Source organism: Acinetobacter sp. 1125_18A, from assembly GCF_052824985.1.
The window spans coordinates 54,905-73,899 of the sequence record NZ_VTDG01000013.1 but is presented as its reverse complement, the minus strand read 5'-3'; the positions used below and the strand labels follow the sequence as shown (position 1 = coordinate 73,899).

The window sequence follows — 18,995 nt, the reverse complement described above, 5'->3', positions numbered from 1 at the left end:
ATTGATTAAGATCAATGCCCAAAGCTGAGTTTAGCGATCTTGAGTTAATCCTCTGCTTTCTGCTGCTCATCACTATTTTCTAATTTATCTTCGGCAATTTTTGCGGCTTCATAACCTGCAAATGCGCCAGCTGCTTTTTCTAGAAAGCCAGCATCAGGATCTAACGTATCGACACTTTGCTCAGCAATCACTGCACCTGCAATTTTACCTAACTCGTCTAATAAACCGCTCATTGATCACACTCCGCAGTGTTTTGTTTGAGTTTTTAGTCTATGTAAACTTGTTGAAAACATTGCGAAGTTTCTGTTGTTACACTGACTAGATTATGAGAGAGCAATGCAATGATTGATGTCAATTTTTTAAAATTAAGATCCGCTTAATCTTTTAAGGCTGCAATACAGCGCCCTTTTTAAGCAGATCAAGCGATGACAACTCAGATGGTCAAATAGGTATTCTCCCAAACACTTTGGTCAAGCTCTGCATGAGAATCAGCATTCAAATCTACTTCAATCAATTGCACATAACGGCCATATACCTGATCTATCGCCAGACAATCATCTACCTCTAAAACTCGATCGGTATGTGGTTTTTGCCAATGCCCTGCAAAATGCTGTTTACCCTTGGCTTTCGCTTCAATCGCATCTTGAGCAACAATCAGGATATAGCGGTGTAACTCACCAAACTCATTTACATCATAGCCGCCTAAATTAATTAGCCAAAGCTTCTGATCTGATGCATTCGGTTGCGCATCAGTAAAATGTATTTGATATTTCTTATTTTCAAACACTAAAGCCTGTAATTTTTGCCATGCGTCGATGTGTAAGCCCTGTTGCTCACCAAACCACGCATTTTTTAATTGAGGATAAACCTCTTCAAGTGAATCGCCTACGGCAAGAACCACATCATGAACTTCAACATTGGCACGTGCATGACGGCCACCCAACATAACGATAAATAAACTAGACATATTCAGTCACTAAGTTAATGTTTGAACAAGTTTTAATAATAAAATCCCACCCACAGATAATACGGCATTGTTCAAAAAATGAATGAGTAATACATGCCAAATATTGCGTGTCCACAAATAGATCAGATTTAAAAATAAACCTGCACTCATAAAGCTGATTGTCGCGATTAAATTTCCGTCAAAATTATGATAATGGATCAAACCAAATAATATAGAGTTCAATATAATCAGTACAATGCGCCATAACCACGGTTGGATAAATAACTTTTGCAATAAAGTATAGCGAAACACAATATCTTCTAAAAGCGCAGTAAATAGTGGACCCAAGCTAATGATCAACAGACTGAGAAAAGGAATATGTTCAGGATCAATCAGGCTTTTTTCTTGTGTACTCGGCCCGAGGGGTAAAAGCTGACGTGTCAGTGAGATCACCACTTGTAGCACGATTGCACCAACCACCACTAAGACACTTGAGCGCCAAAAGGCCTGTTTATACTTTTGCCAATGCGTAAGCAACATTTCCTTATATAAGTAGCACACTAAAATAAACAGCACGCCTCTTAAAATGGTATCGCCCAGACTAACAGCTATCGAGATTCCAAATATTTTTTCTAAAATAAAGCCATTTAAAATAATTAAAGGGATGATACAAATCGCAAATGTGTCTTTCCATCCCCAGGCAATTTTTTCAGGAAAAGGTTCAGCTCGAACCCGTTGTAAAAAACGCATATAAAAAATTAACCGATTATTTTTGGTAAATTCTGGGTAATTTAGCTCATGATTTCCATGTGCTTTTTGTAGAGTTTCCCCATGATCCTGTCTAGTCCAGAAATAAAAAAGCCTCTATAAAAGAGGCTTTTAAATTGATCGAGTGAAATGAATTACATCTCGACCATTTCAACACCATCAATACGTGCAACAGTCATTAAGTCTTTGTCACCACGACCCGATACCGTCGCAATAATAATTTGATCCTTCGACATTGTTGGCGCGAGTTTAGTCACATAAGCCATTGCATGTGAACTTTCCAATGCAGGAATAATCCCTTCAATATGAGTCAAATCACGGAAGCCTTGAAGTGCTTCTGTATCATTAATTGGCACATAATTCACACGATGCATGTCTTTTAAGAAACTATGTTCAGGACCTACACCAGGATAATCCAAACCTGCAGAGATTGAATGTGTTTCAATAATCTGACCTTGCTCATCTGACATTAAATAAGTACGGTTACCATGTAAAACGCCAACATGGCCTGCATTTAATGGCGCAGAATGTTTCCCTGTTTCAATGCCTAAACCTGCGGCTTCAACACCGTACATTTTAACATCTTGATCATTTAAGAATGGATAGAACAAGCCCATTGCATTTGAACCACCGCCGACACATGCAACCAAAGCATCTGGTAAACGACCTGCTTGCTCTTGAATTTGTTTACGTGCTTCACGTCCAATAATCGACTGGAAATCACGTACCAATTGCGGATATGGATGTGGACCTGCAACCGTACCAATCACGTAGTAAGTCGAATCTACATTGGTTACCCAGTCACGCATCGCTTCGTTCATGGCATCTTTTAATGTTTTAGAACCACTTTCTACAGGAACAACTGTTGCACCAAGCAAACGCATACGGTAGACATTCATGGCCTGACGTTTTACGTCTTCAGCACCCATGAATACCACACACTCAAGACCTAAACGCGCGGCAATTGTTGCAGTCGCCACACCATGTTGACCTGCACCCGTTTCCGCAATAATACGTTTTTTGCCAGAAAGCTTCGCAAGTAGCGCCTGACCAATGGTGTTATTGACCTTATGTGAGCCTGTATGGTTTAAGTCTTCACGTTTAAGATAAATTTGCGCACCACCCAACTCTTTCGACCATCGCTCAGCATAGTAAAGCGGACTAGGACGTCCGACATAATAAGCGAGATCACGGTCGAATTCTGCCAGAAACTGCGCATCATCTTTCATACGGAAATAGAGTTTCTCTAAATCCTCTAAAGCTGCCATTAAAGTTTCTGACACAAAACGTCCGCCATGGATACCGAAATGCCCGTTTTGATCTGGGAATTGGGTATAGTCAATCACACTATTTTGTTGATTACTTTGCTGATCCACGTTGGACTCCTTGCATAAATCGTTCTACGAGTTGTTGGTCTTTGATACCTTTTGCGGATTCTACGCCTCCGCTGACATCGACTGCATACGCTTGAGTCGTTTGTATAGCGTCTTCAATATTTTCAGGTTTTAAACCACCTGCCAAAATTAAAGCAATATCGAGTTTAGGGAATTGAGACCAGTCAAAACTGTGTCCAGTCCCTCCTTTCAGTTCAGGATGCCATGCGTCTAAAAGCATAGCACTCGCACCAGCCTGTTGGTATTGCTGAATTGTCGTAATAATATCTGAATTTTTTGCATCAGGTTTAATCTGAATCGCTTTGTACCAACGGCGCTTATTATACTGTGCGATCTGCTGACATTGTTGTGCAGTTTCATCACCATGAAACTGAATAATATCCAAAGGCACTTGTTCTAATACTTGTGCAATGTCTTCTGCACTGGCATTGACAAATAATCCAACAATGTTGATATACGGTGGAATAAGTTGTGCCAATTGCTGAGCCAATTCAATCGTGACATAACGTGGACTAGGTTCATAAAACACAAAACCAATCGCATCCACACCTGCTTGTACAGCAGCTTGGATATCCTGTGGTCGTGTAATCCCACAAATTTTGGCACGGGTACGCATAGCTTTGAACTCGAATTTGTTCAGATCAAACTGATTTTTTCAGTATTTTAAGCAAATCATTGTAAAGTAAATTTATTCACTTGCGTTAAAGTTCTATAGGATTATCTGTTTTACATTGTTTATACACTAAACAAACTTTATACTGCACACAAATGCAACAAGTCTAGCTTAAAGCTTTGGGAAGTTGGTGGAAATCCAACACTGCCCCCGCAACGGTAAAATGAAAATATTATTCTTTAATAAGTCAAAAGACTTACACCACTGCAATGTTTTGTGGGAAGGTGGAATAATCTGAATCGCTTTAGGTTCTATATTTAAGTCCGGATACCAGCTTGTTGTGCCCTTAAACTCAATCATTCACGGGGAGTGAATGTATGGAGCATATCATGTCTGTTATTTTTAAACCTACTGCACTTGTAGGTGCTGTCGCTATTGCGATGGGGTTATCTTCTACTGCTTTTGCAGATACTTCTTCAAATTCAGAAGCAAATTCGAAACTCGATACAATCGTTGTCACAGCATCTCGTACTGAGCAAAAAATCAGTGAAGTTCCTGCTCGAATCAATATTATTGAGCCGAAGATTCTTGAACAATCACCAATTGCATCTTTACCACAACTGCTACAAACAGATGCTTCAATCAATATGGTACAAAGCGGTGGCTATGGACAAACAGCTGCTATTTTCTTACGTGGTACAAACTCTAACCATACTTTACTTTTAAGAGATGGCGTTCGCTTAAACTCAAATACTGCTGGCTCTGCATCTTTACCTTTTATTGATACAACAGATATTAAACAAATTGAAGTATTAAAGGGACCTGCATCAGTTTTATATGGTGCTGATGCGATTGGTGGTGTAGTTCAGCTGATTTCCAAAACACCTGAAAAAACGGGTGCTTTTGTTACTGGTGAAATGGGTGAAAATAACACCTATAAAGCAGTAATTGGTGCTGATCTTGCTCAAGATGGTTTTTATGCTCAAGTTCGTGGACAACGCCTAGAAACTGATGGTACTCCTGTAACAGATGCAAAAAACAACAAGAAAGCAAGTTTTGATCAAAAGGGTTATAGTGCAAAAATAGGTGTTGAAAAAGAGCGCTATGCAGCCTCAGTCGATTATAGTGAAAATCAAGGCTATAGCGATTATGACAATTACGGTAATCTTGTTTCTCAAGATTTTAAAAACGAAATCATTAATCTAAAAGGTCGAGTCGATATTTTAGATAATGTCGCACTTCATGCCCGACTTTCGCAATTTAAAGACAATATTGAGCAAAATAGTTCTCCAGATTATGTACATAGTACAACCCAAGAAGCTGAGCTCTATACAAAATGGCAAATGACATCTGCTCAAAACATTTTATTCGGCTCAACCTTTAAAGATATTAAAGGTGATGTTTATTCGAAAAATCTGTTTGGCGGACAAGATGTTAAATACAAAGAATCTGTAGATACTATAGGCTATTTTGCACAGCATCAATATCAACACAATGGTCTAGAAACTCAAGTCGGTATTCGTGTAGAAGACAACGATAAGTTTGGTACACACACAGTGGGTCAAGGTGCTGTCCGTTATCAAGTTTTACCACTTACAAGCATCTATGCAAATGTGGGATCAGCTTTCCGTGCACCAACAACCAATGATTTATATGCAATTTCTTGGGGAGCAAATCCTGATTTAAAACCAGAAGAAAGCTTTTCTTATGAAATCGGTGTCGATCAAAAACTCAATCATAATATTGATTTAGGTTTATCTATCTATCGCAATAAAGTAGACAACCTGATTAGTTATCAGGCGGGTAAATTAGTTAACGTAAATAAAGCAACCTTTACTGGTGGTGAAGCTTCATTTAAATGGCAACAAGATAAACTCTTTTTAACTACAACTTATGCTTATGTTCAAGCAAAAGATGATGAAACTAAAAAAGATTTGACTCGCCGACCACGCCAAAGTTTAACTCTAACTACAGGTTGGGATGATGGCGTATATGGTGTTTCTGCATCTGTCGTCGCAAAATCTAATTCAAAAGATTTTGCAGATTATCCATCGACTACACCAACCACAACGCCTGGTTATGTTAGTACTAATGTCAATGCTTACTGGCAAGCGACTCCAATGATTAAACTCTTTACCAATATTGAAAACATTGGTGATGTTAATTATAAGACAGCATACAACGGTAGTGGTGTTTACTACATCAACGGTGGTCGACTTGCATCTGCAGGGGTAACTTTCCGCTACTAAAAGCGACACCCAAAAAAATATCTAAAACAGCGCAGTTTATGGATAATGTTTTGACCGACATTATCCTTTTTTATTCTTTATCTTTTTATTTTCATCTAGGACAAAATTATGGGACATCGTTTAAGTAAAATTTATACCCGTACAGGCGATTCAGGCACCACAGGATTAGGAGATGGTTCTCGCGTAGCGAAAGATGACTTACGTATTACCGCTCTCGGTGATGTAGACGAACTAAATTCTATTGTTGGTGTATTACGTTCACAAATTTCAATGAGTAGCATCGTCGATAAAGCCGATTGGGATAAATCACTGAGCTTGATTCAACACTGGCTATTTGATTTGGGTGGTGAAGTCTGTATTCCTAACTACAACTTGCTTCAACCTGTTTGTGTTGAATTTCTTGAAAAGGAAATCGACAAAATGAATGAAGACTTACCAATGCTTAAGGACTTTATTCTACCTTCAGGAACATTAGCATGTAGTTATGCACATCAAGCACGTGCTGTATGTCGTCGAGCAGAACGTAGCTTAATGACTGTACACAGTCGTGATCAAAATATTCAAGCAACTGCTCTACAATTAATTAACAGATTATCCGACTGGTTTTTTGTTGCTTCACGCACCTTACAACGCGCAGAGGGCGGTAGTGAAGTGCTTTGGCAAAAGAACATCAATGACACGATTTAACGATAAATCACTGTCTAAAAGTAAATTTTTAACAGTATGATAAAGTCAAGTTATTGCTAAAAGTAAGACTTAAACGATTACTAGACAGATGAAAATGGGTATGTGAGTTCATTATGAGAATTATCGGACATCGTGGCGCGCGTGGTGAAGCACCTGAAAATACCTTAGCTGGATTTCAATATATTCACGATTTAGGTATCCGCGCAGTTGAATTTGATGTTCGACAATTAAAAGATGATGAACTCATTATCATGCATGATGATAATTTTTTAAGAACAACTGGAATAGATCAAGTACTGTATGATTTAAACAGCGCTGAATTAGCGGCCTATAACCAAGCCAATATCTGGATGGATTGGGAAAAACAAATTACCCCAACCTTAAACCAAAGCCTAAAGATTATGCAGGACTTTGAGCATATTGAAGTTGAAGTGAAAGCTGTAGAAACATTGCAACACGCTGAACAACTCATCATCGAATTACAAAAACAACTGCGAGGTTTTGAAAATGTCGCAGTGATTACCAGTTTTGATTTAAAAATACATCAAGCCTTACAGCAGCAAAACTCAAGTTTTAAACGTGGTCTACTGATTGAAGATGACATCCAACAACGTGCGATCGAACAAGCATTACAACTGGGATGCTGCCAGATTGGATGGATGAATCAATTGGCAATAGATGAGCTCATTCAAGCAACTCAGCGTGCAGGTTTGGGCATCAGTGTTTGGACCGTCAATGATATTGAGCGCGCTAAGCATTTAAGAGATTTGGGGATCAATGGATTAATTACTGATTTCCCAAAAATGATGCAGCTTGCCTTAGCGCAAATTCAATAACTCAAATCCATTTAATAACACAATAAAGTAGAATTTTATTTTGAACTTTTGAGGGTTCCAAAATTAAAATTTAACTTGAGAATCAATTATCTAATCCCCTAAAAATCAAATTGGATAAGACAGAAAAATTCTTACACTATTGTGACATTTAAATACGACGTTTTAACCATTCATTTTTTTCGATCAAACCGCTAGAATTCATGTTTTATTCTGTTACTGTTTTATACAATACAGATGTACACTAATACTAGTGAACACATGTTCGCCCATGATAATATCTGTGAAAGTATAGCCTAGAAAAATGCTGAAGCTATGCGTTTAACTTTACCTGATTAAGGTTCTTAGGAGTGCTGTTGGAGATGAATGCTCCCCTACCCAAAGCCCCAATAAATTGGATCGGTGTTTTTGCCTTGGTTTTTTTACCTCTTGTGGCAGTAATTGCGATCCCTTTATATGCCTACCACCATGATTTTAGTGCGGCAGCTTGGATTAGTTTATTCGTTTTACTCGGTCTCAGTAGTTTAGGTATTACTGCAGGTTATCATCGCTTGTGGGCACATCGTGCATACGAAGCGACTTTACCACTTAAAATCATTTTGATGATCATGGGAACTTTTGCTGTTCAAAACAGTATTTTGTTCTGGGCTTCTGGTCACCGTACACATCACCGCCATGTGGATGATGTGGATCAAGATCCGTATTCGATTAACAATGGTTTTTGGTACGCTCATATTGGCTGGATGTTACGTAATTATCCTGCTGCTGAATCAAATTATAAAAATGCACCTGATTTGTTGAATGACAAAGTGGTTATGTTCCAAGACAAGTATTATGTTCCACTTGTGATTGCTGTACATGCTGCGATTTTAGTTCCACTGGGTTGGGTTGTAGGTGACATGTGGGGCGTATTACTCTTGGGTGGTTTACTCCGCTTAATCATTAGTCACCATGTAACATTCTTTATTAACTCACTCTGCCATATGTGGGGCAAACGTCCTTATACTGACGAAAATACTGCACGTGATAACTTTGTTCTTGCCATTGCAACATGGGGCGAGGGTTATCATAACTATCACCATATTTTCCAATACGATTATCGTAATGGTGTGAAATGGTGGCAATATGATCCAACAAAATGGTTGATTTGGTCGTGCTCTAAAATCGGTTTAGCCAAGAATCTACGTCGTATCCCAAGCTTTAATATCAAAAAAGCGGAATTGGCAATGAGATTTAAATATGCTGAACAGGATTTAGCGATTTATGGTCATAACGTCAATGCAGACATCATCGCGATGAAACAAAAAGTATCGCAAGAATATGAAGCATTCACCAATACGTTAAATGATTGGGCTGCGTTAAAAGAACAAGAGCTACAAGCGAAAAAAGCATCTGTTGCTGAAAAAATCCACCAAATGGATGTCAAACTCAAAGTTGATTTCCAATTGGTCGAACAGAAACTTGCTTTCCATCGTGAACGTTTAGAAACATTGATGCGTGGAATCAAAAAGAACGTTGTTTCTTAAATTCCCAATACACATCAAAAGCAAAGCTCCGAAAGGGGCTTTTCTTTTATCCATTTTTTACAGAAATTCATACTGAGAATATTGAGAGAAAATAATATGCAAATTAATAACATCCCCTTTGGTATTACCAACTGGGCAGAAGTTCCAACAACGCGCCATGAGGGTGAGCAAGGTTTTGCGCTTTGGCGTACACAACAATTTGATAATATTCGAGTGCGAATGGTCGAATATTCTGTCGATTATTTGGCTGATCACTGGTGTCTTAAAGGTCATATCCTGTTTTGCTTAGAAGGTGAATTGCACACTGAACTTGATGATGGACGTACCTTTACCTTAAAAGCAGGGATGAGTTATCAAGTTGCAGACCAAGCTGAAGCGCATCGTTCTTCTACCGCATTTGGTGCAAAACTATTTATTGTTGACTAAAACAGTCGACATTATCTCAACAGCTTAAAACTTTGCTATATTGAGAGGGACAAGTAAAACCATTGTGACCGATCGCTATGCAATTTGCCCCACGTTATCCATCTCTCGATTCAAAGCTCTACCATGAGCAAATGCCTAGTCCACTGAAAGGTGCAAAGGCTGGGCATTTTAATGCTGCGCTTGCGGATGAATTACAATGGTCTGAAGATGAAAAAGCCCAATGGGTCGAGATTTGTAGTGGACAAAAAACCTTTGCTGAATTTCATCCCCTTGCCATGGTTTATGCAGGGCATCAATTTGGACAATGGGCAGGTCAATTAGGGGATGGGCGTGGCCTATTGATAGCGCAAATTTTAAATCGACAAGGTCAAACCATTGACCTACATTTAAAAGGTGCAGGCTCAACCCCCTACTCTCGTATGGGAGACGGACGTGCTGTATTACGCTCTGTGATTCGTGAATATCTAGCAGGTCATGCACTCAATGCACTGGGGGTTGCTTCAAGCAATTCCGTAGGCTTTACTTCTTCAACCCAAGGTGTACAACGAGAAAAACTTGAACTTGGTGCAATGATGTTACGCACTTCGGATTGCCACATCCGTTTAGGGCATTTTGAATGGATTAATCAATATCAGCCTGAGTTAATCACTGAATTTACCCAAAAATGTATTGAATGGCACTATCCACAATGTTTAAGTGCTGAACAGCAAAAGTTTGAAGACACTGTTTTAGCATTTGCAACGCAAGTGATCCAAAACACCGCTGTCATGATCGCAAAATGGCAATTGGTAGGTTTTGCGCATGGGGTCATGAATACGGATAATCTCAATATTACAGGTTCTACCCTTGATTTTGGCCCTTATGGTTTTATGGAGCGTTTCCGTCCCAATTGGATTAACAATCATAGTGATTACAATGGCCGTTATACCTACCAAAACCAACCGAGTATTGCACATTGGAACTTATGGAATTGGTTAAACAATTTAATTCCACTGGCACAAGCAGAAAATAAAGAACAATTTAAGCAAGACCTCGTCGAATGTTTAGAGCATTTTGAACCGACCTTTCTAGAACATTATACCCATGGGCTATGCCAAAAACTTGGACTACCCAGCTTCCACAAAGATAGTTTTGATTGTGGTATGGCATTTTTAAGAATTCTACAAAGTGAGCAACTCGACTATACCGACAGTTTTCTTCGCTTACAGAATAAAGAATATGAAGCCATTAAAGATGATTGCCTAGATCGCTTTCAATTTGAAAACTTCTTAACGCAATATCACAGTATTCGTGAGCAGCAAGATGTTGATGTACTTGATGCGGAAATGAAAAAGGCCAATCCAGTCTATATTTTAAGAAATCATATGCTACAAACAGCCATTGAACAGGCTGAACGTGATGATTTTTCTGAGGTTGATCGCCTATTTAAATTGCTTGGTCAGCCCTTTACCAAACAAATAGATCTGGAAACAGCCAAAGATTTAGCGCCTTTACCAAGTGATGTTCCTGAAGTGATGGTGAGTTGTTCGTCTTGATCAAATAAATTGCCGAATCACTTTCTTTGATCTGCCCCATCATAGTTACCCACAATTTCTGTGGATAAACTTGTGTTTATCCACAGGATAAATCCACAATCACAAATTAACTACAGCTTTTGTCTTTAGAATGAATAAAATTTAGGCAATACAGGGTTTTACAACATTAGTATTCTAAAATGAATAAAAAATACCTCATTCCATGCTTGATGCTTTTGGCTATAGCTATAGCAAGTGTCTGGACTTATCAAAAATATAATCAATTTATTCCAACCGCAAATGCTGCCATACATGTGCAGAATTTATCTGAGCAAGAGATTCAACGTCTTCGTCAAAACACGCCAATCACCGAAGTTAAAGTTTATAAATCGGATCGTATTGTTAAACTCATGCATCATGATCAAGACATACGAACATATCCAATGCGCTTAGGCTTTGATCCTATTGGACATAAAGTTAAAGAAGGTGATGGAAAAACCCCTGAAGGTCGTTATATTCTAGATTGGCGTAATCCCAATAGTGCATTTTATAAATCGTTGCATGTGTCCTATCCAAACCAACAGGATAAATCTAAAGCCAACCAACTTGGCGTTTCTCCTGGTGGCGACATTATGATTCATGGTTCAGCAACACGCTCACAAGTGGAAAAACTCCCGAGTTTAATGACCTACTTACCTAGAAATGACTGGACATGGGGGTGTATTGCCGTTAGAAATATAGACATGGATGAAATTTGGAAGCTGGTCGATGATGGAACAGTGATTAGCATTTATTCATAAAGAATATTTTAAAAAGAGACAGTGATGACTGGTGAAGAAATCCGAACTTTAGCATTTAAGATTGCGTCACATTTGCCTAAATCCGAACTTGACTATCCTTTTGGTGAGGATGTTCCTGTTTTTAAAGTGATGGGAAAAATGTTTATGTTAGGCTCTGAACTGCATGGCAAAAAACTGATTAATTTAAAAGTTGAACCTGATCATGGCGAAATGTTGAGAGATCTCTACCCCTCGATTCAGGTGGGCTACCATATGAATAAACGTTATTGGATTTCAGTCTATGAAGGCGAACAGATCAGTGCTGATCTGATTCAAGACTTGGTTGAAGGCTCTTATGAGCTTGTGAGCAAGAGCCTGACCAAAGCCCAAAAGCAGGTATTGGCGGTTTATCAACACATTAAATAATTAGCGGGCTTTGGATCGCACATTAGATCAACAGACCTAACCTCTATCTATTCACGATTCAGTCAAAATTAGAATGTATCAATAAACATAAAGTTATATGTTTATTTTTCAAACATAACTTTTTACATTTATAAACATTTACCCACAATATCTGTGGATAAACCTGTGTTTATCCACAACGATGAACTTAAAATGTCGAAAACTTAATCTTCTGGATATTCAAAACGGTAGCCTACGCCATAAACAGCTTGTACCCATTCATGACGATTTCCGGTTTCCGCTGCTTCAGATATTTTACGACGTAAGTTCTTGATATGACTATCAATAACACGGTCAGCAACATCAAAACTATCTGGGTTAATATGGTCTAAAAGTTGAGCTCTAGAATAGACTTGTCCCAAATGTTCGAGGAAAAGCTCTAAAAGGCGGAATTCAGTTGGCGTTAAATTCAACGATTTTTGTTGATACCAGATACGTTGTTGTGCTTTATCAATACGAAATAAGTCATTGGCTTCAGGTTCAGCTTTACGTTCTAAACGGCGTAATACCGCTTGTACACGTGCCACCAACTCTTTTGGGCTAAAAGGTTTACAGACATAGTCATCTGCTCCCATATTTAAACCCAAGACACGATCGATTTCTTCAGTTCGTGCAGTCACCATGATAATCGGTAAGTCGGTTTGCTCACGCACTTTACGGCAAATGGTCAAACCATCCATACGCGGAACCATCAAATCCAACACCATTAAACTTGGCTTGCGTTGCAGAAAGCTGTCATAAGCTTCTTGACCATCATGAAACATACTGACTTCAAAGCCCGCTGCTTCTAGATAATCCCGCACCAATTGCGCAAGTTCAACTTCATCCTCTACCAGCATGATATGCTTCATGTTGTACTATTCCTTTTTAAACTTTAGTATGTTTTGAAAATGTCAGTTTGCAACGCAAACCGCCTAATGGCGAATGATCAAAAGTAAGCTGACCACCGAGTGTTTGTGCAATTTTACCTGATAAAGCCAATCCCAATCCTGTACCGCCTGTACTACGTGTACGTGAATTATCCACACGATAGAAACGTTCGCCCAAGTGTACAATCTGTTCATCACTCAAACCCAATGGGCTATCATCAACGATCACACTCCAAGAATCTGCATCTTGCTCTGTATGCACTTGGACTTCACCACCTGCTTCAGTATAGCGAATACTATTTCCAAGTAAGTTGACCATAATTTGCTTAAAGCGATCTATATCTAATTGTAATTTCGCTCCCTCACCTGTGGCTGAAATTGTTAAATCAGCCTGTTCAAATTTAGGTTTAAAATTCTCGATTTCCTGTAAAACCACCAACCAAGGATCAATTTCTGCAAAGTAGCATTTTAATTGTTGTGCTTCAGCTTGCGCCAAATCGGCTAAATCCTGTGTGAGCTTTTTCAAGCTCGTGACCTGACGTAACATCGCTTCAAAATGTTCTGGTGTCGGCTTGCGAATTCCATCCTGCATGGCTTCAATCTGTGCTTGCAATACTGCCAATGGCGTTTTTAACTCATGTGAAGTATCTGCAACCCACTGACGGCGTGATGTTTCATGCTGGTCGAGAATGACAGCCAGTTGATTTAATTCTGTCGACAAGTCTCCCAATTCATCATTACGGTTAATCACCACTTGATGCTGGTAGTTACCTTTGGTTAATTCGCGAGTTGCGTTCAATAAACGTTGAATCGGTGTTTTAAAATAAGTCGCCAATAACAATGCGGCAACCAAGCTGGATAAGAAGGTGAAGATATAAATCAGCACTAAATAACGCTTTTGATTACTAAAGAAGTTAATACTCAGTGCATCATCCTGATCTAAAACTGGTTTTAAACCCAAGTAACCGACCACTTCATCATTGACTAAAATCGGACGATAAGACACCTGATCATCTGACGGCTCACCTAAAATAAACTGTTGTTTTGCATCATATAAAGAAAGTCGTGAACTCAGACCCAAACGGTCAGGCAATGACACAAATATTTTTTTGCCATTCTGCGGATTTACCGTTCGCATCGGATCTCGCGTTGATGCTTCTTTCGCTGCAGAAGCTGGTGCTTCGTGTCCTGCTGAAAGATGACCTTTATCTTTACCTATAGGCGGTTTATTTGCTTTACGATCTGAGGGTCTATATAAGTTTTGATTTGAACTAAGCGGAAATTTCAAACCTTCAAAGGGTTGATAAGCTGAGGGTAAATTTTCTTCGAGAATTTTCAGTTCTTCTTTATCCAGTTGAGACTTATGAACGGCACCGTCCGTTTGTCCCAAAGTCGCCACCATTGTATGTTCTTTAAAGTAGCGTTGCTGTAAAGCGATATCATACTGACGACGTAGCCACCAGCGTGATAATTTATCATAATCATCAGGCGCAGCATCACCTTCAATTTGCAAAATCTGTGCTTGAACCGCGTTACCCCAGTCTTGATAGACTCCATATACATCTGCCAAGTTTTCGATCAGATGATCAAGTTTCTGCATTTCAACATCTGCAACATATCTGGCAAAGTTCTTTTGCATGGTCCAATGTAAAACACCCAAGCTCACTGTTGTAATGACTAAAGTTGTCAATAAAACGGTCAGAAATAAGCGTAATGCAATGGGAACTCGACGTATTTTCAAAACTGGTCTCACGTTTTTCTTCTCATTTCAACATTGTACCCAACAGTTGCTCAAAATTCTCTCCATTGTTTCTACATCATTATTATTTAATCTTTACTGTATCAACAGAACATCAAAATATTCATTGGAGTAGTAACAATGAAAGCAATGACAAAAATCGCACTGGTATCAGCAAGTATTTTAACTGCAGGGGCTTTGACGGCCTGTCAATCCAATCCTGGTCCTAAAGAAGGTCCAGATGGCCGTCCAATGATGCATGGTGGACATCATAAAATGTCACCAGAACAACGCGAAGAAATGAAACAGAAACGTGCTCAACATAAAGCGTTACGCCAACAAATGCAAAAAGCCTGTGATGGCAAAGCAATTGGTCAAACGGTTCAGGTGACATCAGGCCAGCAAAATATTAATGGTACATGTAATATCGTATTCAAGCCTGATCACAAGGCGATGAAAGAGATGAAGCAGGATTACCGTCGTGATGGAGAACAACGTGGCCGTATGATGCATCATGAAGGACCACGTATGAAAGATATGACCGAAGAGCAACGTGCTCAAATTAAGCAAGAATTTGCACAAAAACGAGCGGAACGTAAAGCGCAGTGGGATGCGATTCAAAAATCATGTGCAGGCCAAACTGATGGCAAGGCAATTCAAGTAAAAATGAATGATAAAATCATCGATGGTAAATGTGTTGTTAAATTCCAGCCAGAATTTAAAGCAGGAGAAAACATGCCCATGATGCCATCAAAAGTTTAATCTATCTCGGCTAAATATAAAAAACGACCCAAAAGGGTCGTTTTTATATGTCACGATAGTTTACTTGGAATTATCCGAAATCAAAGCCACTTGTTGGGCATAATTTAATAACTTAAGTTTAGAAGCCGCTAATTCTTCAGGAGTGGCTTGGCGGGTGATATCCCGATGAATGCGCAATACATGCTGACGTAAAGAATGACTTTCTGCAGCATTGTAAGATTTACAGAATTCTTTAATTGCAGGATCACGCTGTTCAATCATTCGATCAACCCAACGATCCAATTGCGCCAACTTTTTAATCCCTTGTTTAGGGGTTAAATAAGACAAAATGATGGCTTCATCTTCATTACGCAAAAGCTTACCAATCCGTTGAAATTGACGGCGACGTGCTTCAAAAGATGTGATCAATTGCACATCAAGTAAAGCCTCAATCAACCGATCTTCAACAGGTAAAGATTCAATTTGTTTCTTCGACAACTCTGCGAGTTGTTCACCTAAAGCAGCCATACGTTGTACAGCTTTTTTCTGTTCGGTTTTACTTGCACGCCCTTCCAAAGACTCAAAATCATCTTCAGTAAAACGTTGCGGACGACGTGCCACGATTATTCTGCCTCGTAAAATTTATCTGCGAACAGTGCTTGAACTTCAGACAAAGCTTTTTCTTCATCTGCACCATCAATCACTAGACGCAAGGTGGTTCCTTTACCAGCTCCGAGCATAAGTAAAGAAAGGATATTCTTGGCATCGACTAACTTGTCACCCTTACCAATTTGAATAGAGCATTTAAATTTAGTCGTGACTTCGATTAGTTTTCCAGATGCACGCGCATGTAATCCTAATTTATTAATTACGTCAACAGTTGTGTCAATCATGACCAGTGCTTCATTTCTCTATGTAATACCTGAATAGTCCATTTCGACTCAAGAGCCTTTTTCAACCTATCCACAATATAAACCGAACGATGTTGCCCCCCCGTACAGCCAATTGACACTGTAATATAGTGACGATGACCTTCCGAAAAAGCAGGCAACCACTTATTTAAAAACTGATAGATGTCTTGATACATCTCATTTGCTTGCTCGCTGGCTTCTAAAAATTTACGTACTGGTTCATCTAAACCCGAATATTTACGTAACTCTAAATCCCAATGTGGATTCGGCAAATGCCTTACATCAAAAACAAAATCTGCATCTAATGGAATACCATGTTTATAACCAAAAGATTGCAAAATTAAAATGAGTTTATCGGACTGTCCCAGTTTGGACAATAAGGTATCTTTTAAATCGTGTACACTTTTATCCGTTGTATCGATATGTACTGTTGCTCGCAGTTGAATTGGGAGCAATAAATTTTTTTCTTCTTGAATACATTCATTCAAACTTTGGAAGCGGTTTGATAAAGGATGTGGACGTCGCGATGCACTAAAACGCGAAATCAACTCCTGATCACGAGTCGTTAAATAAATAACGTCTACACTACCATGTTTCTGTAACTGTTGAAAAACCTGATCAAAACCTTGTAAATCTTCTTTGGCACTTCGAACATCGACACCGAGTGCCAATAACTCTAAATTGTTTTCTCTATCCAGCTTTTCAACGATTTCAGGAAGCAATGCCAAAGGCAAATTATCGATACAGTAATAACCCAAATCTTCAAGCACCTGCAAAGCAGATGATTTACCTGAACCAGACTGTCCTGTTACGATAAGTATGCGCTTCATGGCATGGCGATCCTAAAAGCAAAGTTTATGTAAAATGTTTTACTTGTAAATTGTCAATCAGACGAGTCTTGCCTAATTTCGCTGCAACAAACAATACAACATCTTGGTCGAATTGTTCAACTTTTTGCAACGCTGGGCTACGTGCTTCGACATAATCCACAATCAATCCTGCATCATTTAAACTTTCACGAATTTGCGCCAAGACATCTGCAAGTGCTTTACCTGCATGTAAATCTTGTTCAGCAGTCGTTAAGCTCTTAAAAATAACAGGAGCTGTTTGACGATCTTGTTCAGATAAGTAACCATTACGAGAACTTAAGGCCAAACCATCTTCAGCACGTGCAATTGGTACACCAATCACTTCAATTGGCATATTCAAATCACGAACAACCTGCTTAATCACAGCCAATTGTTGATAATCTTTCTGTCCAAAAAATGCAAAGTTCGGCTGTACAATATTAAACAATTTGGTGACAACGACAGCGACACCATCAAAATGACCGGGACGTTGTAAACCGCACAAATCATTGGTAATTTCGCCCACACTGATATTGGTTAAGCGCGGGAATTTACCATACATTTGTTCCACAGAAGGTGCAAAAACAATGTCGCAACCCACTTCAGCAAGTAAATTACTGTCTTGCTCAAGTGTACGAGGATAATTATCAAAATCTTCATTCGGTCCAAATTGGATTGGATTGACGAAAATACTGACCACCACCACATCACATAATTTACGAGCTTCACGAACCAGATTTAAGTGGCCTTGATGTAGATTTCCCATCGTCGGTACAAAACCAATGATTTTACGTGCCGATCGAGCAGGCTGAAGTGATGCTGTTAATCCTTGAATGGTCGTTTCTGTTTTCATGTTTTACAGCTCTACTTGGAAAGTATGTTCTTTGGCAGGGAATGATTGCTCTTGTACAGCAACATGATATGCCTTGAATGCATCCACGATTGCAGTTTCCCCTGCTTGTTCTTTCATAAAATTACGTACAAAACGTGCCACTTTACCAAACGTCAAACCAAGCATATCTTGCACCACAAGTACTTGACCATCGGTATCTGCACCAGCACCAATGCCAATCACAGGAACGTGTGGGAATAATTCAGCAATTTCTTTACCCATCTGTGCCGGAACACATTCGAGCAATAACACAGCGGCACCTGCCTCGACTACAGCTTTACAGTCCGCAATCAGTTGATCTGCTGATTCACGTGTTTTCGCTTGTAATTTATAACCACCAAAAACATGCACCGATTGTGGTGTTAAACCCAAATGTACACAAACAGGAATACCATTTCGTGTCAAAACTTCTACAGTTTCAGCCAGCCACTCACCGCCCTCAATTTTCACCATTTGAGCGCCCGCTTGCATCACGGTTTTTGAATTGAGCAATGCATCATTGAGCGTGGCATAACTCATAAAGGGTAAATCACACAGGACAAACGCATGTTGATTTGCACGACGTACAGCAGCAGTATGATAGGCCATATCTGCAACAGTCACAGGCAAGGTAGAATCATGCCCTTGGATTGTCATCCCTAAAGAGTCACCAATCAAAATGGTGTCAATCTCAGCAACTTCCATACCTTTTGCCATACTTGCATCATAGCAAGTTAAGCATGAAAATTTACGTCCCTGAGTTTTGAATTGTCTTAAATCACTTAGGCTAATCATGACGATATTCCTCTATCAATGA

Annotated in this window: 21 protein-coding genes and 1 riboswitch; of the genes, 9 read left to right on the top strand and 12 right to left on the bottom strand. The window is 39.2% G+C overall.

Translation table 11 applies throughout. The annotated features are described in order from the left end of the window. Positions 1 to 44 precede the first annotated feature (44 nt). From FY049_RS18375 to FY049_RS18355, 5 genes are all read right to left on the bottom strand, one after another. The gene (locus FY049_RS18375) at positions 45 to 233 is read right to left on the bottom strand and encodes a hypothetical protein (protein ID WP_004725970.1); all 189 of its coding nucleotides are present in this window, start codon (positions 231 to 233) and stop codon (positions 45 to 47) included. Between the two features lie 200 nt (positions 234 to 433). Then, positions 434 to 967, bottom strand: coding sequence for a DUF1543 domain-containing protein (locus FY049_RS18370; protein WP_056512356.1), 534 nt, complete (start codon positions 965 to 967; stop codon positions 434 to 436). Positions 968 to 976: 9 nt separating this feature from the next. Next, complete coding sequence (locus tag FY049_RS18365; protein WP_056512353.1) at positions 977 to 1,696, bottom strand: CPBP family intramembrane glutamic endopeptidase; 720 nt, start codon at positions 1,694 to 1,696, stop codon at positions 977 to 979. Positions 1,697 to 1,848: 152 nt separating this feature from the next. Then, entirely contained in the window at positions 1,849 to 3,090 is a 1,242-nt protein-coding gene (gene trpB, locus FY049_RS18360; RefSeq protein WP_004725964.1) for a tryptophan synthase subunit beta, read from the bottom strand. Beyond that, positions 3,074 to 3,724 (bottom strand): phosphoribosylanthranilate isomerase, encoded by a 651-nt coding sequence (locus FY049_RS18355; protein WP_224964299.1) that lies wholly within the window; start codon positions 3,722 to 3,724, stop codon positions 3,074 to 3,076. Before FY049_RS18355 ends, trpB begins: the two co-directional genes overlap by 17 nt. A gap of 142 nt (positions 3,725 to 3,866) precedes the next feature. Further along, a riboswitch (cobalamin riboswitch) is annotated at positions 3,867 to 4,074 on the top strand. A 36-nt stretch (positions 4,075 to 4,110) separates the two neighbouring features. Here FY049_RS18355 and FY049_RS18350 point away from each other — a divergent pair. The 8 genes from FY049_RS18350 to FY049_RS18315 all read left to right on the top strand — a co-directional run bounded on the left by FY049_RS18350 (position 4,111) and on the right by FY049_RS18315 (position 12,161). Then, positions 4,111 to 5,970, top strand: coding sequence for a TonB-dependent receptor plug domain-containing protein (locus FY049_RS18350; protein WP_224964300.1), 1,860 nt, complete (start codon positions 4,111 to 4,113; stop codon positions 5,968 to 5,970). A gap of 108 nt (positions 5,971 to 6,078) precedes the next feature. Beyond that, entirely contained in the window at positions 6,079 to 6,657 is a 579-nt protein-coding gene (locus tag FY049_RS18345) for a cob(I)yrinic acid a,c-diamide adenosyltransferase (protein WP_004725958.1), read from the top strand. 113 nt (positions 6,658 to 6,770) lie between these two features. Beyond that, positions 6,771 to 7,493 carry a glycerophosphodiester phosphodiesterase gene (locus tag FY049_RS18340; protein ID WP_224964301.1) on the top strand — a complete coding sequence of 241 codons (723 nt, stop codon included), beginning with the start codon at positions 6,771 to 6,773 and terminating at the stop codon, positions 7,491 to 7,493. 359 nt (positions 7,494 to 7,852) lie between these two features. Further along, positions 7,853 to 9,016, top strand: a complete 1,164-nt coding sequence (locus FY049_RS18335) for an acyl-CoA desaturase (protein WP_224964302.1) — start codon at positions 7,853 to 7,855, stop codon at positions 9,014 to 9,016. A gap of 96 nt (positions 9,017 to 9,112) precedes the next feature. Next, positions 9,113 to 9,442 (top strand): DHCW motif cupin fold protein, encoded by a 330-nt coding sequence (locus FY049_RS18330; protein WP_004725953.1) that lies wholly within the window; start codon positions 9,113 to 9,115, stop codon positions 9,440 to 9,442. A 77-nt stretch (positions 9,443 to 9,519) separates the two neighbouring features. Beyond that, entirely contained in the window at positions 9,520 to 10,977 is a 1,458-nt protein-coding gene (locus FY049_RS18325) for a protein adenylyltransferase SelO (protein WP_446084147.1), read from the top strand. Between the two features lie 179 nt (positions 10,978 to 11,156). Further along, positions 11,157 to 11,756, top strand: a complete 600-nt coding sequence (locus FY049_RS18320; protein ID WP_151956594.1) for a L,D-transpeptidase family protein — start codon at positions 11,157 to 11,159, stop codon at positions 11,754 to 11,756. Between the two features lie 24 nt (positions 11,757 to 11,780). Then, positions 11,781 to 12,161, top strand: coding sequence for an MmcQ/YjbR family DNA-binding protein (locus tag FY049_RS18315; protein WP_446084146.1), 381 nt, complete (start codon positions 11,781 to 11,783; stop codon positions 12,159 to 12,161). Positions 12,162 to 12,364: 203 nt separating this feature from the next. Here the strand turns inward: FY049_RS18315 and FY049_RS18310 are convergent, their stop codons facing one another. Next, on the bottom strand, positions 12,365 to 13,051 hold the full coding sequence (locus FY049_RS18310; RefSeq protein ID WP_004725942.1) for a response regulator: 687 nt from the start codon (positions 13,049 to 13,051) through the stop codon (positions 12,365 to 12,367). A gap of 16 nt (positions 13,052 to 13,067) precedes the next feature. Beyond that, the gene (gene baeS, locus FY049_RS18305; protein WP_056512390.1) at positions 13,068 to 14,810 is read right to left on the bottom strand and encodes a sensor histidine kinase efflux regulator BaeS; all 1,743 of its coding nucleotides are present in this window, start codon (positions 14,808 to 14,810) and stop codon (positions 13,068 to 13,070) included. 138 nt (positions 14,811 to 14,948) lie between these two features. On the opposite strand from baeS, the gene FY049_RS18300 reads away from it, so the two are divergent. Continuing rightward, the gene (locus tag FY049_RS18300) at positions 14,949 to 15,569 is read left to right on the top strand and encodes a hypothetical protein (protein ID WP_446084145.1); all 621 of its coding nucleotides are present in this window, start codon (positions 14,949 to 14,951) and stop codon (positions 15,567 to 15,569) included. A 60-nt stretch (positions 15,570 to 15,629) separates the two neighbouring features. On the opposite strand, the gene yjgA is transcribed toward FY049_RS18300, so the two are convergent. Genes yjgA through panB form a run of 5 tightly spaced genes read right to left on the bottom strand, consistent with a single transcriptional unit; the run spans position 15,630 to position 18,973 of the window. Next, positions 15,630 to 16,169 (bottom strand): ribosome biogenesis factor YjgA, encoded by a 540-nt coding sequence (gene yjgA, locus FY049_RS18295; RefSeq protein WP_446084144.1) that lies wholly within the window; start codon positions 16,167 to 16,169, stop codon positions 15,630 to 15,632. Between the two features lie 2 nt (positions 16,170 to 16,171). Further along, entirely contained in the window at positions 16,172 to 16,441 is a 270-nt protein-coding gene (locus tag FY049_RS18290) for an HPr family phosphocarrier protein (RefSeq protein WP_004725933.1), read from the bottom strand. Then, positions 16,438 to 17,289 (bottom strand): RNase adapter RapZ, encoded by an 852-nt coding sequence (gene rapZ / locus FY049_RS18285; RefSeq protein WP_004725931.1) that lies wholly within the window; start codon positions 17,287 to 17,289, stop codon positions 16,438 to 16,440. The genes FY049_RS18290 and rapZ overlap by 4 nt, the downstream gene beginning before the upstream one ends. 25 nt (positions 17,290 to 17,314) lie before the next feature. After that, positions 17,315 to 18,160 (bottom strand): pantoate--beta-alanine ligase, encoded by an 846-nt coding sequence (gene panC, locus FY049_RS18280; RefSeq protein ID WP_004725929.1) that lies wholly within the window; start codon positions 18,158 to 18,160, stop codon positions 17,315 to 17,317. Between the two features lie 3 nt (positions 18,161 to 18,163). Further along, positions 18,164 to 18,973: a 3-methyl-2-oxobutanoate hydroxymethyltransferase gene (gene panB, locus FY049_RS18275; protein WP_004725927.1), complete on the bottom strand. Its 810-nt coding sequence runs from the start codon at positions 18,971 to 18,973 to the stop codon at positions 18,164 to 18,166. Positions 18,974 to 18,995 lie beyond the last annotated feature (22 nt).

Coding starts and splice junctions, on each gene's coding strand:
- FY049_RS18340 (WP_224964301.1), top strand. CDS start 6,771: ATGAGAATTATCGGACATCGTGGCGCGCGTGGTGAAGCACCTGAAAAT.
- FY049_RS18330 (WP_004725953.1), top strand. CDS start 9,113: ATGCAAATTAATAACATCCCCTTTGGTATTACCAACTGGGCAGAAGTT.
- FY049_RS18320 (WP_151956594.1), top strand. CDS start 11,157: ATGAATAAAAAATACCTCATTCCATGCTTGATGCTTTTGGCTATAGCT.
- FY049_RS18325 (WP_446084147.1), top strand. CDS start 9,520: ATGCAATTTGCCCCACGTTATCCATCTCTCGATTCAAAGCTCTACCAT.
- rapZ (WP_004725931.1), bottom strand. CDS start 17,289: ATGAAGCGCATACTTATCGTAACAGGACAGTCTGGTTCAGGTAAATCA.
- FY049_RS18300 (WP_446084145.1), top strand. CDS start 14,949: ATGAAAGCAATGACAAAAATCGCACTGGTATCAGCAAGTATTTTAACT.
- FY049_RS18350 (WP_224964300.1), top strand. CDS start 4,111: ATGTCTGTTATTTTTAAACCTACTGCACTTGTAGGTGCTGTCGCTATT.
- panC (WP_004725929.1), bottom strand. CDS start 18,160: ATGAAAACAGAAACGACCATTCAAGGATTAACAGCATCACTTCAGCCT.
- FY049_RS18315 (WP_446084146.1), top strand. CDS start 11,781: ATGACTGGTGAAGAAATCCGAACTTTAGCATTTAAGATTGCGTCACAT.
- panB (WP_004725927.1), bottom strand. CDS start 18,973: ATGATTAGCCTAAGTGATTTAAGACAATTCAAAACTCAGGGACGTAAA.
- FY049_RS18290 (WP_004725933.1), bottom strand. CDS start 16,441: ATGATTGACACAACTGTTGACGTAATTAATAAATTAGGATTACATGCG.
- FY049_RS18365 (WP_056512353.1), bottom strand. CDS start 1,696: ATGCGTTTTTTACAACGGGTTCGAGCTGAACCTTTTCCTGAAAAAATT.
- FY049_RS18345 (WP_004725958.1), top strand. CDS start 6,079: ATGGGACATCGTTTAAGTAAAATTTATACCCGTACAGGCGATTCAGGC.
- FY049_RS18375 (WP_004725970.1), bottom strand. CDS start 233: ATGAGCGGTTTATTAGACGAGTTAGGTAAAATTGCAGGTGCAGTGATT.
- FY049_RS18310 (WP_004725942.1), bottom strand. CDS start 13,051: ATGAAGCATATCATGCTGGTAGAGGATGAAGTTGAACTTGCGCAATTG.
- FY049_RS18335 (WP_224964302.1), top strand. CDS start 7,853: ATGAATGCTCCCCTACCCAAAGCCCCAATAAATTGGATCGGTGTTTTT.
- FY049_RS18370 (WP_056512356.1), bottom strand. CDS start 967: ATGTCTAGTTTATTTATCGTTATGTTGGGTGGCCGTCATGCACGTGCC.
- FY049_RS18355 (WP_224964299.1), bottom strand. CDS start 3,724: ATGCGTACCCGTGCCAAAATTTGTGGGATTACACGACCACAGGATATC.